The organism is Clostridium sp. DL-VIII (genome assembly GCF_000230835.1).
GTDB lineage: Bacteria > Bacillota > Clostridia > Clostridiales > Clostridiaceae > Clostridium.
Genome location: NZ_CM001240.1, coordinates 3,453,416 through 3,469,652, shown reverse-complemented (window position 1 = coordinate 3,469,652; position 16,237 = coordinate 3,453,416). Strand labels below are relative to the sequence as shown.

The following is a 16,237-nucleotide window of genomic DNA, read 5'->3' as shown; positions in this document are numbered from 1 at the left end:
GTATACCTATATTATTAGTACATTATATCCTATTATTCTAATTTAACACACTTTGTTTGTAAACATATTTTTTCATATTAGTTGACTTTTAATAACTAATAATTATATTATAAAGAATAGTATTTAACAAAATATATACGAATCAATTTTATTGTCAGTTATGAAAGGTATGAAAAAATGAATTTTAAACAATTAGATTTAAAAGAAGATTTATTAAATATATTGGAAAAATCCGGAATCACTTCCCCTACACCAATACAAGAACAAAGTATCTCAATTATAAAACAAGGAAAAGATATAATAGCTGAAGCAGCAACTGGTACTGGAAAGACTCTTGCTTTTTTACTTCCGCTTTTTGAAAAAATCGATCCCAAATCCAACACCATCCAAGCTCTTATATTGTCTCCAACAAGGGAATTAGCTATTCAAATCACTAATGAAGCTAACAAGCTCAACGAAGCCAGTGGAATCAATATTTTAGCTACCTACGGCGGAAAAGACATTGCCGGCCAATTAAAAAAATTAAATAACAATGTCCAGCTAATTATTGCTACTCCTGGAAGACTCTTGGATCATTTAAGAAGAAAGTCCATTGTTTTAAGTAATCTTAATACATTTATTTTAGATGAAGCTGATCAAATGTTATTTATGGGATTTAAAAATGAAGTAGAAGAAATAATAAAAGAAATGCCTAAGAAAAAGCAAATGCTATGTTTTTCTGCGACTATGGATTCGGTAGTAAAAAAATTAGCTTATAAATTTATGACAAATCCTATTGAAATATCAGTTCAAAAGGAAGAAGTAACTCTAAGTTCAATTAAACAGGATGTAGTCGAAACCACTGATAGAAATAAAAGAGAAGCCTTATGCAAAGTATTGGATGAAGATAACCCATTTATGGCTATCATCTTTTGTAGAACCAAAAGAAGAGTTGATGAACTTGAAGCTGTCTTACATACACGTAAATATAATTGTGTAAAATTGCATAGTGACATTCCTCAAAATAAAAGAGAACGAATAATGAAATCTTTTAGAAATGCAGATATTCAGTATCTAATTGCTACAGATGTAGCAGCTAGAGGTATAGACATAAGCGGTATTACTCATATTTATAACTATGATATTCCTGAAAATGTGGAAAGTTACATTCATCGTATAGGCCGAACAGGAAGAGCTGGTGAAAGCGGATATACCTGTATGTTTATTGATCCAAAGAATATGACATCTTTGAGAGAAATTGAAGATACAATTGGATTTAAGATAAGCAGACGAATTATAGAAGTATAAATAAAAAGTTGCAAATACGCACTAGAGGCACTGGATATTTTAATGAAATCCAGTGTCCATTTTTAATTTTATATTAAATATATATTTTGCAATAATAAAATTGCATTTTACATCTGTATATTAAGTACATATCCAAATGTAAAATGCAAAGAACTAATTTCAACATATATATTGAAAAACTTATACCCAAAATTTACTTATACAAATCTCCTGCTAAATACAGCAATTTATCATAATCTTGTATTATGTATTCTTTATTGTTCTTCTCCAAAATACCATCTTGGCAAAACTTATTTAAAGTCCTGTTTAAATGCCTATACGTCGTTCCGAGAAGTTCAGCTATTTCGTTATAATTCTCTTTAAACATAAATTTTTTATTTTCATCATCTTTTATATTTGCAAATGCGACTATATAACTTGCAAGCCTATTTTCAAATGGATATAACAAATTTATGGAACTATTATTACTGCTACTTGTTAACTTTTCGCCTAAATAATCACATATTTTAATTAAAAATTTGCAATCTTTTATTAATTCGCTTCTTACAATATCAAAGCTTATACCTATACAATAAGTATCTTCTATTGCTTGTACGCTGCAATCTGTTGTATTATTTTTTATAAATTCAACATCGCCTATTATTGTAAATGGTATATAAAATGATATCAGCAATGATTTGCCATTTTCTAGATGTTTGGATACCTTTGCCTTTCCATCAACTAGGAAAAACATCTTATCTAAATATTCTTCTTCCTTGCATATATAATCGCCCTTATTAAACATATATAACATCATATGTTCTCCCATATCATTAGAGAATATATTATTGAGTTTATATTTCTCGACGTATCTTTCTATTTTTTTATTATCATCTATTTTTATCATCATATTCTCCTTAAAAAATTCCAAGTATAATTTCAAAACATGACCTATGTCCTATTTATATTTTATTATAATCGCTTAAAATATAAACAGCAACTCTTCATGTTTAATTTATATTTAACTAATATGTTGAGGTTAGCTAATAAATATTAATTTATTTTTTAGGAGAAACGTATGTACAATTTTTTATCATTATTAATCGGAATACTTATTGCAATTATGATAGTTTTTAATGGAAATCTCTCAAATGGACTAGACACTTACTCTTCTTTAGTTATAATTCACCTTATTGGATTTGCAGGTGTAATAGTAATAATGCTCTATAAAAGAATAAGAATTTCTTTTAGAAACAACTTACCTTTATATCTTTATATTGCCGGTGCCATTAGTGTATTTACAGTTATGTTTAACAATTTAAGCTACACAGTTCTTGGCGTTTCTCTCCCTGTCGCATTAGGGCTTTTGGGGCAGCTCTTAACTTCATTGGCCTTTGATCATTATGGTTTCTTAGGAATGCCGAAAATATCTTTTAATAAGAAAAAATTTATTGGATTACTAATAATTACTTTAGGAATTTTTGTTATGGCTTTTGCCTAAAAAGGAGGATTTTATGTTTTATGTACTAATTTCAATTGCTGCTGGTGCTATTGTTGTGATTTCCAGGATTCTTAACACCAAGCTTTCGGAGACTGTTGGTTTAATAGAATCAAGTTTTTTCAATTATTTAACTGGCATATTTGCTGCTTTAATATTGTTTTTAATTTTTAGAGATACGATTACACTCAGTCAGCTTTATAATATTCCAGCTTATGCTTATTTAGGTGGTATATTAGGTGTGGTTATCGTAATATTAAATAGTGTTATAACTCCGAAAATGTCGTCTTTTTATGCAACTTTAATAATATTTATAGGACAGCTTTTTACAGGAATAATTATAGATTGGATAACCTTTAAAACACTTCCTTTTGCTAAGATTGTTGGTGGATTCCTTGTAGTTGCAGGGCTAGCGTATAACCTTCACGTTGATTCAGAAGCTGAAAAATCAGCCGAACCAAATTAAATGCAGAAAAAAACTTCTGCATTTAATTTAATCTGACACAAAATAGGTTTATATAAATAGATTCATTCCATTTGATTTAAGCCATTCATGCTTTTCTTTATAATCTGGCATTATCTCCGCAACTCTATTCCAAAAATACTTTGAATGATTCCTATGATCCATATGACACATCTCATGTACTACAATGTAATCTATGACATCGGCTCTAGCCATACTGATTCTCCAATTAAATAAAATAGCGTTTTTCCCAGTACAGCTCGCCCATCTTCTCTTTTGTTCTTTTACTTTTATAGCTGTCACCTTATCCTTAAAATTATTTGAATAACATTCTATTCTTCTCGTTACAATTTTAAAAGTTTCTTCTCTATACCATTTCTCTAATTCTAATTTCAATTTTTCTACATCAAATGTATTTGTATATATTTTAAATTCATCACATAATTCAATTGATATATCTTTCCTTTTTTCTTCAAAAATCAAATTAAACGGATATTCTTTTCCTAAATACATAAAAGTGCTATCTTTTGAAAAATCTCTTTTAGCTCTTTTAGTCCCCCTTAGCTTTAATTCTTTCTGCTTATCTATAATCCAAGCAGCTTTATTCTTTACAACAAGTAAAATATACTCACTGCTTATTTTTAAAGGGGCTCCAACAACAATATCTCCATCTTCTTCAATTTTGATAGAAATAGTTTTTCTCTTTTTTCGAATTATACTAAATTCTATTTCATTTCCTTTATAATTAAATTTCAGCTTCATACTTTCTCCTAAAGTTTCAAATTTAATTTCTACCCCCAAACTTAATTGGGATTTATAATCTATAAAATTTATTTATATATTCACTTCACAGTGCATTGCTTCATCTGCCTCATCCCAAGGCACTAGATATGCCTGGCCATGTGAGCAGAACACAGATGTCGACGTATACTCTATATCTGCATTTTTCTTATATCCTTTGTTTTGTATTACTTCTTCGCTATTGTGACAAACATCATATCCATCATACATCAAATTTATACTTCCTTTTCCTTTAGTAAAGGCTATAACTTCCATACTATAGTCCATAAATGTTGCAACTGGTCCTCTTCCACTTATTCTCGCTCTATCCCCTTCTATTTCCGCTGGTTCAAAGATTCCATTTAATCTTTGTATATCCGATAGAACTCTCCCTATATGCTCACTGGAAATCTCAATCACAAATTTATAATATGGTTCTAATAATATATTTTTTACCTTTTCAAATCCTTGTCTTAATGCTCTAAAAGTTGCCTCCCTAAAATCTCCGCCACATGTATGCTTATTATGAGCTCTCCCCGTTAAAAGAGTGATTTTTATATCTGTTATTGATGCTCCAGTTAAAAGGCCATGATGTTCTCTTTCAAAAATATGAGTTTTAACTAAATTTTGATTTCCAAAAGTCAAGTCATCACTATGGCATTTGTTTTCAAAAACAATTCCGCTGTTTCTTGGCAGTGGCTCAATTCTTAAATGAACTTCAGCGTAATGTCTTAAAGGTTCAAAATGACCACATCCTATAGTTTCATCCTCTATTGTCTCTTTATAAAGAATTTGACATGGACCAAATTCAACACTTAAATTAAATCGCTCCTGTACTATTTCTTTTAAAACCTCTAATTGAATTTTACCCATTATATGGACATGAATTTCCTGGAGTGCTTCATTCCATATTATATTTAAGGCGTTATCTTCAGCTTCTAATATTTTAAAATAACCTAAAACCTCACGTACATTACAAGTATTATCAAATATAACTTTAGACATTAAAGTTGGAATCATTTCATAGTGCGTCTTTTCTTTAAGTGTTCCAACTCCATCTCCAGCCACTGCTTTTGAAAGACCTGAAACAGCAAATAAATCCCCTGCTTTAACAACATCTACAGGTTTAAACTTACTTCCATTATATATTCTAATGCTGCTTATCTTTTCACAAGTTTCATTAATATACTTAGAAGTCGATTCTAAATTTGATTCTTCTTTAAGTTCGCCTCCATATTTAACTTCATCCCTAATTTTTAAAGTTCCTGATAGAGCTTTTATAAACGTTATTCTATTACCGTTTTCGTCATGGCGTATTTTATATACACGCCCTGAAAATTCTTTGCCTTCATCATATTTAGTAAAACTTAGCTTATCAAAAACATTTAAAAATCCCACAATTCCTTCATCCTGAAGGGCTGAACCTCCAAAACAAGGAAATACTTTACCTTCTTTTATAAGAATTTTAAATGTGTTTAACCAGATACCAAAATCATAGTTTCCTTCTAAATATCTTTCCAAAAGCTCATCATCATACTCACTTATGAATTCAATTAATTCTTCACTGAAATTATTATTAATCCCTAAAGAATCATTCTCTAAATAGCATATATCTTTTGTTAAATCTTTTTTTATTTCTTTAATAACTCTATCTTTATCAGCTCCAACTCTATCCAACTTATTAATAAAAAATATAGTTGAAACATTATATTTTCTAAGTAAATTCCATACTGTTTGAGTGTGTCCCTGAACACCTTCAACCGCACTTATAACAATTATAGCATAATCCATAATTTCAATTGCTCTTTCCATCTCTGTACTGAAATCAATGTGTCCAGGAGTATCAACTAGATAATATTTAGAGTTATTAAATTCAAATATTCCTTGATCTGAAAATACAGTTATTCCACGTTCTCTTTCAATGCTATGGCTATCTAAAAACGAATCCTTATGATCTACTCTTCCTCTATTTCTTATGCTATTAGTATGATAAAGTATCTGTTCAGAAAAAGTAGTTTTTCCAGCATCAACATGTGCTAATATTCCTATTGTCTTTTTCATAAAATCATCCTTATTTTTATTTCAAATTTGATATAATTATATTTCTTATATTTTCGACCAAATCTTTTTCGTCATCCTTTGATATCTTCTTAGTATCTATAGGTTTTCCAAAGACAACTTTTATTTTTGTAGATCTAAACTCTCTTGTGTCCTCAAATGCTCTTGATGCCCTATCTATACTTACCGGTACTATTGGAACCTTAGACTTTGTAGCTAGTTTTAGACTACCTTTTTTAAACGCTCCAACTTTTCCTTCCTTATTTCGAGTTCCCTCAGGAAATATAACCATGGTAGTTCCTTCTTCTATATTTTTGACAGCCTTATTAATCGTATCAATAGCTGTTCTTGGATTTTCCCTATCTAAAGTTACAGATTTATTTCTTCTAAGCCAATATCCTACTATTGGAGCTTTAAGAATTTCTTTTTTAGATATGAAGGCCAAATTTCTATTTGTAGTATAAAGTAATATTGGAATATCTAATATACTTGAATGATTCCCAATAAACACACAAGTTTCCTTAGGAATATTCTCTAAACCTTGTATATCTAAATCTATTCCTATTATATCAATTGTAAACTTGCTCCAATTATATGCAACCTTTTGCAAATAAATAAGTGCTGACTTTTCACCTTTTGTTTTCTTAATAAATTCAAATTTAAAGCCTTTAAGCCTCAGCCATATCATATAAAAGCCATAATGTAATTTTTTTAATAACATATTTCCATAATTCTCCTTTTTTCTTTCGTCTTTACTAATATAATTTCATAGTTTAATTTATCTTTATAATAACATACATAATTACTGTTTTTTGCCCATCTGTGTAAATTCCTAAAATATTATACTCTTTTTTTTACTTATTTGCTAACACTATATTTTTTAGCAAGTAAACATATTTATTTTAAAGTTACTGCAAATATTATTTCAAACTTCTTTACTTTTAGTTTTGATTTTAACTGCAACATATAAAAAAGACCTCACATCTTATCTTAGCGTAGGTCTTTTGCTTATAAAATATTATATTTACTGACTTCCATTCCTAGAAATTTAAATTACTTATTCATTAATCTTCTTCAAAATTTAAGTTTATGTTATATCTATCAAAACCTATTATAGTATTATTAAAAATCTCTTTTGCATTACTTAAATACTCTTCTGGCATATTCATGGCAGTGCCAAAATGAGTGAGTAATAGCTTTTTAACTTTTCCTCTTTTGGCTAAATTTGCCGCTTCCCTAAAAGTCATATGCTTATTTTTAATTGCCTTAGGCAAATCTTCATCATTTCCATAAGTACCTTCACAAATAAAATAATCACTATCTTCGATGAATTTATGTATTTTTCCAATTGGTCTTGTATCTGTTATAATGCTGATTTTTATTCCTTTTCTTTCATTTCCAAGTACCATTTCCTTAATATATTCCATCCCATCTAGGCTAATCTTTTCCTCTCCTTTTTGTAGTCTCCCCCATAAAATCTTAGGAACATTATTTTTTTCAGCTTTCTCTACACAAAATTTGCGCTGTCTTTTAAAGTTAAAACAATAGCCTATACAAGGTGATGAATGTTCTAATTCAATAGTTGAGATCTGAACATCTAAATTTGAGTATTTATTCATTTCAAGGCGCTCTTTTGGATTTTCTATTATATTAATTTCATATGGAAGCCAATTAGCTATAACTCTTAATTTATTTACTGTATCACATATTCCTTCTGGTCCTATTATTATCACTGGCTCTGTCCTTCCGCTGTTGCCGATAGTTCCAAGGAGGCCTGGCAGACCTACAATATGATCCCCATGAATGTGAGTTATACATATAATATCAATAGTTTTAAATCCTGTATTAGATATCCTCATAGATACCTGCGTTCCTTCTCCACAATCAATAAGAATCTTTCTTCCCTTATAACTTAATAATGTAGATGATAAAAACCTATTAGGCATAGGCATTCCACCACCACAACCTAATAAAAGCAAATCAACCATCTGCCTAAATCCCCTTTCTTAATACAATTCTATGTGATTTTTTCTCAGGTAAAATAGAATATAGTTTTTCTATCCTTTATTTATAATATTATGTTCATATTAATTACTATTTATCAAACAGTCCGCCACCATTACCTACTTTAACACCCTTTGATGCTTTCCCAATTACTTTTGAAGCCTTCTTACTGTTTTTAATGCTATTTCCCTTTTGTTTCTTTTCTTCTATTAGTTTTTTCATCATTTCTATACTTTTATTATTCATATTTCCTCCTATATATAGTGTGATTTTTTAACAAATCACTTCATCATCTCTAATACATTATATATATAAACAAAATAAAACATAACTTATACGTCAATATTACATAAAGTATAAATTATGTTTTACAAAGCAAAAATATCATAAATTTATTAAAATAACGCATAAGTAATTATTCAAAACTTATGGTTTCTATTCCATATATACTACTATAAAAAGTAATTTATTTTCTTTAAAAATCTTTGGCAATTTCACATGCTTCGTTTATTGCATCCTGCAAAATTTTGTCTATATCTTCACCTGCAACATCTAACTTTTCTGCTGCAATGGTTTTTACATCATTAATACCAAAGAAACTTAGAATATTTCTCAAATATATTCCATCCATTTCATATGGAGTTCCTGAATACGCACCACCTCTTGATGCTATATGCAAAGCCTTTTTATTTTCTAAAAGTCCTATAGGACCTTGTTCTGTATATTTAAAAGTTATTCCTACTACGCTAACATAATCTATATACGCTTTTAAAATAGATGGGATATTTAAGTTCCACATTGGAGATGCTATTACATATTTATCAGCTTCAGCAAATTCATATGTGTATTTTAAAACTGGATGATTGCGGCTCTGCTCATTCTTAGGTCCAAATATTGTACCTAAATCTTCCCCCTTTAAAAAATCTATCTTTTCTTTATATAAGTCTAAAGTCACAATCTCATCATTTGGATTATTTTTCCTATACTCTTCTATAAATTTATCTGAAATTTTAAAAGTTCGTGACTGCCCTTCTGGTTTATTATTAACCTTTATATACAATACTTTACTCATTTTTTATCTTCCTTTCTTAATTCATTAACATACTCTTATTTATACCTTTTTACACACACTTTCTATAAATAAGTGTGTGTATTTTCACTTATTTATATTATTAAAATATATGAAATTTTTTTAATAATCCTAATTTTTAAGAAGTTAAAATATTATTTACGTTTTAGTTTTAACTATTGTTAATTAATAATAATTATTTAAGAAAATTATACCACATCTTTCTAATTAATGTAAATATTTTTTATTTACATCTCACATCAAATAAGACTCATTCAATATGAGAATAAGTCTTATTTGAGATTTATATTTAAATTAATGATGAGTACTTTTTTATAATTTGCTCATTCTACTGATAGCTTTTAAATTAAAACCTATAACATTGTTAACGTTAAATATTATTTTAACCTTCTAATTAGCTTTCTCAAAATCATGCTGGAATATATTCTTTAAAAGCATATAGAGTTATTTCTAAATTTTTTAAATCTTGAATCTTAGTTCCAGTATCTAGTGCATTGTTAATCACTTCATAACTTGAACTTAATAAAATTATCGTTTTAATCTCTTCTTCCAAAATATTTCTATGATAATAATTGTTTGCCAATTCACTATAGATCCAATAATAACTTGTAAACTGATTTTTATAAAATTCTAAACTTCTATTGTTATCTTTAATTATACTAATTTTATCAGCATATTTGACATTTCTAAATACTAGTTCACAAAGCATTTCTGGTATAAAACTTTTTATTTCGTAAGCTAAATTTAAATCTCCAGTAATTTTATAAATATCATCATTCAATTCTCGGAGTTTTTCCTCTGAGTTACAAACTCCAAGAACCTTAACAGCCCTTTTCGTGAATTCTTTAACAGTTTCTTCTGAGAATTCATATTCACTATACGTTTCACTATGTTGCTTTATTAGAAAATATTGCTTTAAAGAGTAGATATCTCTATTACCCTTCCAAGTTTTTATATACTCCGAAATATCATCACTGATTTCATTATTATAAACTCCATTAATACGGCACTTAGAAATAATTTCACCATTTGAAAATTTGCCAATATATATTTTAATCCAATAAATTTTCTTATTTCCTAATCTAGCTTTTGCTTTTTCTCCAATTATACTCCAAATCCGTATATATTTTTTTTCTTCTTCATCGCTAATACCTTGAATAGAACCTTGAAACAACTGCCAGCCTTTTCTTTTGCCTAAAAAAGTAGTTTCAAAATTTTCGTTGCTTTTACCACTTATACAATTTTTAATAACATAGAGAGGTCCCACTAAGAAATGATCTACACATTGTTGAAATGCTTCCTCAAGATTTTTTCCTATTCCTGTAGCTGATTCTATAAAAGATTCACAAAATAGTTCATGTTTTATGTTAAAGAATAAATCCACTACCTTAGCCAAACTATTATTATCTATTTTTCCTATATGAGGCTCAATCGTCAGCTTATATTTGGATAAATATACACCATTACCATTAATTTTACTGCTTGGAATTGCTTTTTTTAAATATCCCAATATTTTTTCCTCGTTTGTCATAACTTGCTTCTTATTAAATAAAAACATTCATCCTGTGACCCTTTCCGCTTAATATCAAAATTTACAAATAAACTTCGTAATATACCTCTAATGCTAATATTTTATATAATTATATCATATTATTCTACTTTTTTACATTTTTGTTTTTATACAAATTTCTACATAAAAATTAATTTCTTTAATAATAAAAGAATAGCAGTTTCATTAATAACTACTATCCTTCTTCTTTAGTCTAAATTAAATTGTTAGTTATAAACTAATAATATATATCAGAAAATTCTATTTCTGTAGGTTTTATCGCATTTTTAGGTTGGTTAATTTCTTCAGTATTAGGTGTATTTATGGAATATTCAACTGTCGGAAATATTACTTCAAATTCAGACCCCTCATTTAATTTACTATTACAAGTAATAGTACCTTTATGAATTTCTACAAGCTGCTTTACAAGAGATAGTCCAATACCACTACCTTCTGTCCTTCTTGATAAACTATTATCTACTTTTAAAAATCTATCAAATATTTTTACTTTCATTTCATCCGGTATCCCTATCCCATCATCTTTTACGGAAATAGATATGCTGTTTTCACTGCTTTTGCATATATAAACCTCTATGCCGCCATTTTCTTTCCCATACTTTACGGCATTTGACAATAGATTTAACATAATTCTTTCAATTAAATCCGAATCACAACTTACATAAGCTTCCTCAACTTCGGTATCAAATATCAATTTAATTTTTTTACTTTCTGCATATTCAATAATTGACATAGTTATATCTTCTACAACAGAAACAATATTTTCTATTTTACAATTTGGTTTAAAAAAGCTTGTTTCAATTTTTGTAATATCTATAATATTATTAATCAATCTCATAAGTCTTAAACAATTTTGCCTAATAATCTTATTATATTTAAGAATCAATTTTTTAGCACTATCATCTTCTAAATAGTTATTCTCTACTTGGAGTGCTGAATATATTACATTTATTGGAGTTCTCAACTCATGAGATATATTGGCAAAAAAGTCATTTTTCATATTTTCTTCTTTTCTCTTTAATTCTAATAATTGTACTGCCTCCTCAGCCTTTTTTCTATCTTCAATATTCCTTATTGCTGAAATAATGTATTCTCCATCTTCATCATTAACAATTAATGATGTTGTTTCAACCCATTTCTTTCTATTTTTCCAAACAAATTCATACTCTTGCTGCCTCTCTAATACGCCTTTATCTGGTGAATTTATCCTATTCAAAAATATTCCATGATATTGTTTATCAAGAATCTCAATAAAGAGCTTATTTTTTAATTCATTTTCATTATCTATTTCTAACATATCTAAAAATCTTTTATTTGCAGATTCAATTTTTCTATCCCTCACTATCAAAAGCCCATCTGGAATCAAATTAATGAATCTTTCATTCAGTTTCTCTATATTTTGAATTTTATGATTTGCTTCATAAAGCTTTTCATTAACATTTTCTAATTCATAAGCTTTGTTTTCAAATTTTTGAAATAAATTGGTATATGTATCTATTACTATACCTTTTAACGTTGCTTTAAATGCATAATAACATGCTATAAGCTTAAACAAATTTCCTAATATATTACCTGCTCCATAGACATTACCATAAATAACAAACGATATACATGATAATATCTCAAATACTACTGCCATTAATAATCCATATTTATTATTATTTAAAACATTTACCTTACACTTCATAATACCCAGCAAGGTAACAGTAAAGCATATCGCAAGCAATCCTTTACTTATCTGATAAAATAAAGTCAAAAAATATTTATCCATAGAACTTATTATAATAAAGTTAAATCCAATAATGCCTAGAACTATAAAAATTGCTATTATTATATGAAGGTATAACATCTTATGCCAATAAATTTTTTTATTAATATAATTAAAGGATATAATTAACATAACACATTCATAGTATTCATCAAATATATTTAATTGAATACCTATATTATAATAACCTGAAAGTAATATATAAAATAAATTAATTATGCTGCCAAATCCAAAAATAATTGCCAAAATATGAAAGTAATTATTTTCACCAGTTTTAATTGTATTTATGGAAACTACTATTAGCGTAAAACCTAAAATGACAGTCATTATTTCTATAATATTATTAAATAATATGTAATTTTGCTTTCCTATAAAATTCAAGCTCAAAAATAAAAATGCTAAAATAAAAAACTCTATCAGTTTTTTCTGATTAATTGATAAATTATACATAATCGTCCTCCATTGTATATAATTTTATCATCTTATTGCATAAAAGTCTTCTATTAGTCGTATAATAACATTATTTTTATATTACTTTTCTATTTCATTATTTTCAAGTTACATCGTAAAATTATTTTTCCACTTATGTTTTTAAAAATATGCCCCCAAATTTTCGAAACAATAAAATAATAGTACTCTCACCATCAAGATATTTTCTTCAAAGAAATACCTTAACGATGGGAATACTATTATATTAGAGCTCTTAATCATTTAACTTTCCAATCACTATATGGATTTGGAATCAATGAAGCTTTTAGCTATTTCATCAGAATTTAAAATATTTATAAAAATATTTAACGAATAATATATATCATTTTCTCTCCAAACATAGTTCACTTGAGGGATACAACCTTCACTTAAATATTTAAAGACTTGATTATTGCTAATATTTAATTTCTCTGCTTTAATTTGTTGAATTGCATTATCTTCCTTATAAGACATTAATCCATTCTTACTTAGCTCCTCATAAATATTTGATTTTTTTTGTTCCGTAAAAATAATTGAACCATCTTTATTTGAATAAAAATTATTAAGTTTATACTCGGATATATCATCTTTTTTATTGCATTCTTTTGATATTCCAACTATTGCTCCAGTTATTTTTATATCTTCTCCAATATTTAATGGGAATTTAGGGTTAAAATCAAGTAAGGTCTTAGCCTTCTCTAAATCCTCCATATCATAAATATTTAGTGCAGAAATTCCTGTTGAAGCATTTCTAAATAATGAATAATCTAAGTTTTTGACTTTCTCTGGATAGTTTAAAGATTTTATTATATTTATAATATCTTCTTTTGATATGTTAACTAAAATGTTACTATTTTCTTCACTCTTAGAAGTTGAATTATATTCTAAGCTATACCATAACCCTTCATTTTTCCATATATAATAGTTGCTTACTTTTTGGCTTTCTTTTAAATACTTATCCCCTATCTTCCTCGCTGGTAAAGTAGTAATTATTGTAACATTTAATCCATTAATATCTCCTAATTTCAAAGGCTGTTTCTGACCATCAACTTTAATATTCCCAATAGCTTTTGTCCTATTATTTTCTATTTTTTTTAAGGTTTCTACAGGGTCACTTGCTGAAACTAAAAATGAAAAATTACTTTCAGAACCTTCAAATAAAACTCCTACTGCATTATCCTTATCAGATAGTTTTATTATTTCAAAGCCATTTACTTTACCTTCATCTGGTAAAAAATCAGGTACTTTAAACTTTATATTTGCTATTTTCTCTGTCTTTTTTATATTCTCATAAAATTTAATTGGCGGATCAATAATAAAATCATTTTCATTCACCTTATCATTTGAAATAACATTTGAGGAAGCGATATTTATTTCTGTACCTTTAGCCATTAGTCCATTCCCTAATGATATAATTATAATCATCATGCATATTAGTATAGTCTTTGATGGTAACTTAATCGAAGTTATTTTTAACTTCCTTATCATCTTATACCTCCTTTAATTTACTTTAATGCTAAATATATATCTATATTTTATGGAAAATTATTACAATTATTATATCATATTTTTATAACCGCTACCCACTTTTTCTATTCATACTTCTCTTTTTTATTAAGATTTTATATGCCCACGATAAACGTTAAATTTACTCTCAACTAAAAAGAGCTACCGCATTAAGAAATTCAACCACAATATTTTGTCTTAAAATTTAATACAATATCATTGTAGTTTTATTCTTTGTGCGACAGCTCTTTTTAGCTATGTTGCAGTGTTTACCATATCAAGTTCAAACCAAAAATTCACTCCATTCTGTATGTTTTCCACTCCGCAGGCATTATTATGAAGTTCCACAAGAGCCTTTACTATCGAAAGGCCAAGACCATATCCTCCATAAGATCTTGTTCTTGCTTTATCCACCTTATAAAAGCTATTCCATATTTTTTCTAAGGATTCATCTGGTATATGCTTTCCTGTATTAAATACATTTACCCTTACTTTTTCATTAATAACTACTTTATTTATATTAATAACTTTATTATTGTCTAAATGATTAATTGCATTATTAATATAATTAGTAAGTATTTGTTCAATTCTAGTCATATCTCCAGATACAATTATCTCTTCATTATTTTCAAACTGCACTTTAATATCTTTTTCTTCAAAAATTGATCCATATTTATTAATTACATATTCTATTAAGGCTGTTAAATTAAACTCAGTTTTTTCTATATGGAAATAACCCGATTCTATTTGCGAAAGATTTAATAGATCTCTAACTAACTTATTCATTTTATTCGTTTCATTCATGATAACATTACAATAAAAATTTCTATCTTCATCACTTTCGTTTACATTACTTGCAAGACCTTCTGCATATCCTTGTATCAAAGATAGTGGTGTTCTTAACTCATGCGAAACACTTGATATAAATTCCTTTCTCATTTCATCTATCTTTCTTTCTTTTTCTATATCTTCTTCAAGCCTTTGATTTTTTATATTTAATTCCGTAATTGCTCTATTAAGCTCTCCTGATAAATAATTAATGCTTTGGCCAAGCTGGCCGATTTCATCTCTACCACTTATTCTACACTTTTTGCTAAAATCAAATTTAGCCATATTTTGAGCAATATTATTTACTTCAAGTATGGGTTTTGTGAATCTCTTTGAAAACCAAAATGCTACTATACTTCCTAATGCTACAATTATTCCACCTATCATAAGTATAAATCTGTTTGCTACATCCACACTTTCCTTTATTGAAACTAAAGGAACCCTTAAGGTGAGTAAATCACCATTATTTAATTTAGTTACAAGAGTTAAAAAATCTATTTTTAACTGCATATCCCATCTATTTTCAAAATAAAACTTACCTTCATCATATTCATTTGAATCTTTAAGTTTATCCGTATCCTCTGGTGAATTTGGTGGTGGAACTATATTTCCTCTAAATCCTTTTTTCATATTGTCAACCACATTTTTCTCCATTGGTGCTCTTCTTGAAGATTTATAAACAAGCTTCCCGTTTTTATCAAAGATATCAATACTACCACCCGTTATATTAGCTGCCCTATCCAATTCATCTTGAATATCATCAGGATCTCCTGTATACATGCTAACCAAATTTTGTGCATTTTCTTTTAGTATATCTTCTTTATTTTGAATGTAATATTGCTGAAGATACAAATTATTAACCAGCCATAAAACTCCAATAAATAATATCAACAAAACTGTTATTGATAAAAAAAGCTTTGATCTTATTGATCTATTCATCC

Annotated in this window: 14 protein-coding genes; 3 read left to right on the top strand and 11 right to left on the bottom strand. The window is 27.5% G+C overall.

What is annotated here, in order from left to right; translation table 11 throughout:
• The first annotated feature begins 177 nt into the window (after nt 1-177).
• The gene (locus tag CDLVIII_RS15970; protein ID WP_009170484.1) at nt 178-1,287 is read left to right on the top strand and encodes a DEAD/DEAH box helicase; all 1,110 of its coding nucleotides are present in this window, start codon (nt 178-180) and stop codon (nt 1,285-1,287) included.
• 193 nt (nt 1,288-1,480) lie between these two features.
• Here CDLVIII_RS15970 and CDLVIII_RS15965 read toward each other — a convergent pair whose 3' ends face one another.
• On the bottom strand, nt 1,481-2,173 hold the full coding sequence (locus CDLVIII_RS15965) for a cyclic nucleotide-binding domain-containing protein (protein ID WP_009170483.1): 693 nt from the start codon (nt 2,171-2,173) through the stop codon (nt 1,481-1,483).
• Between the two features lie 171 nt (nt 2,174-2,344).
• Between CDLVIII_RS15965 and CDLVIII_RS15960 the strand changes: the two genes are divergently transcribed.
• Nucleotides 2,345-2,767, top strand: a complete 423-nt coding sequence (locus CDLVIII_RS15960) for a DMT family transporter (protein WP_009170482.1) — start codon at nt 2,345-2,347, stop codon at nt 2,765-2,767.
• Nucleotides 2,768-2,780: 13 nt separating this feature from the next.
• The gene (locus CDLVIII_RS15955) at nt 2,781-3,230 is read left to right on the top strand and encodes a DMT family transporter (RefSeq protein ID WP_009170481.1); all 450 of its coding nucleotides are present in this window, start codon (nt 2,781-2,783) and stop codon (nt 3,228-3,230) included.
• 48 nt (nt 3,231-3,278) lie between these two features.
• Here CDLVIII_RS15955 and CDLVIII_RS15950 read toward each other — a convergent pair whose 3' ends face one another.
• The 10 genes from CDLVIII_RS15950 to CDLVIII_RS15910 all read right to left on the bottom strand — a co-directional run bounded on the left by CDLVIII_RS15950 (nt 3,279) and on the right by CDLVIII_RS15910 (nt 16,235).
• Complete coding sequence (locus CDLVIII_RS15950) at nt 3,279-3,989, bottom strand: SprT family zinc-dependent metalloprotease (RefSeq protein ID WP_009170480.1); 711 nt, start codon at nt 3,987-3,989, stop codon at nt 3,279-3,281.
• Between the two features lie 72 nt (nt 3,990-4,061).
• Nucleotides 4,062-6,068: a TetM/TetW/TetO/TetS family tetracycline resistance ribosomal protection protein gene (locus CDLVIII_RS15945; protein WP_009170479.1), complete on the bottom strand. Its 2,007-nt coding sequence runs from the start codon at nt 6,066-6,068 to the stop codon at nt 4,062-4,064.
• A 16-nt stretch (nt 6,069-6,084) separates the two neighbouring features.
• Entirely contained in the window at nt 6,085-6,786 is a 702-nt protein-coding gene (locus tag CDLVIII_RS15940; protein WP_009170478.1) for a lysophospholipid acyltransferase family protein, read from the bottom strand.
• 343 nt (nt 6,787-7,129) lie between these two features.
• Nucleotides 7,130-8,053 carry a ribonuclease Z gene (locus CDLVIII_RS15935; RefSeq protein WP_009170477.1) on the bottom strand — a complete coding sequence of 308 codons (924 nt, stop codon included), beginning with the start codon at nt 8,051-8,053 and terminating at the stop codon, nt 7,130-7,132.
• Nucleotides 8,054-8,159: 106 nt separating this feature from the next.
• The gene (locus tag CDLVIII_RS31380; protein ID WP_009170476.1) at nt 8,160-8,315 is read right to left on the bottom strand and encodes a hypothetical protein; all 156 of its coding nucleotides are present in this window, start codon (nt 8,313-8,315) and stop codon (nt 8,160-8,162) included.
• Between the two features lie 229 nt (nt 8,316-8,544).
• Nucleotides 8,545-9,141: an FMN-dependent NADH-azoreductase gene (locus tag CDLVIII_RS15930; RefSeq protein WP_009170475.1), complete on the bottom strand. Its 597-nt coding sequence runs from the start codon at nt 9,139-9,141 to the stop codon at nt 8,545-8,547.
• Nucleotides 9,142-9,568: 427 nt separating this feature from the next.
• A complete protein-coding gene (locus tag CDLVIII_RS15925) occupies nt 9,569-10,690 on the bottom strand; it encodes a DUF6348 family protein (RefSeq protein ID WP_144005382.1) in 1,122 nt (373 codons plus the stop codon).
• Between the two features lie 256 nt (nt 10,691-10,946).
• The gene (locus CDLVIII_RS15920; RefSeq protein ID WP_009170473.1) at nt 10,947-12,944 is read right to left on the bottom strand and encodes an ATP-binding protein; all 1,998 of its coding nucleotides are present in this window, start codon (nt 12,942-12,944) and stop codon (nt 10,947-10,949) included.
• A gap of 276 nt (nt 12,945-13,220) precedes the next feature.
• Complete coding sequence (locus CDLVIII_RS15915; RefSeq protein ID WP_009170472.1) at nt 13,221-14,450, bottom strand: hypothetical protein; 1,230 nt, start codon at nt 14,448-14,450, stop codon at nt 13,221-13,223.
• A 273-nt stretch (nt 14,451-14,723) separates the two neighbouring features.
• Nucleotides 14,724-16,235 carry an ATP-binding protein gene (locus CDLVIII_RS15910; protein ID WP_009170471.1) on the bottom strand — a complete coding sequence of 504 codons (1,512 nt, stop codon included), beginning with the start codon at nt 16,233-16,235 and terminating at the stop codon, nt 14,724-14,726.
• Nucleotides 16,236-16,237 lie beyond the last annotated feature (2 nt).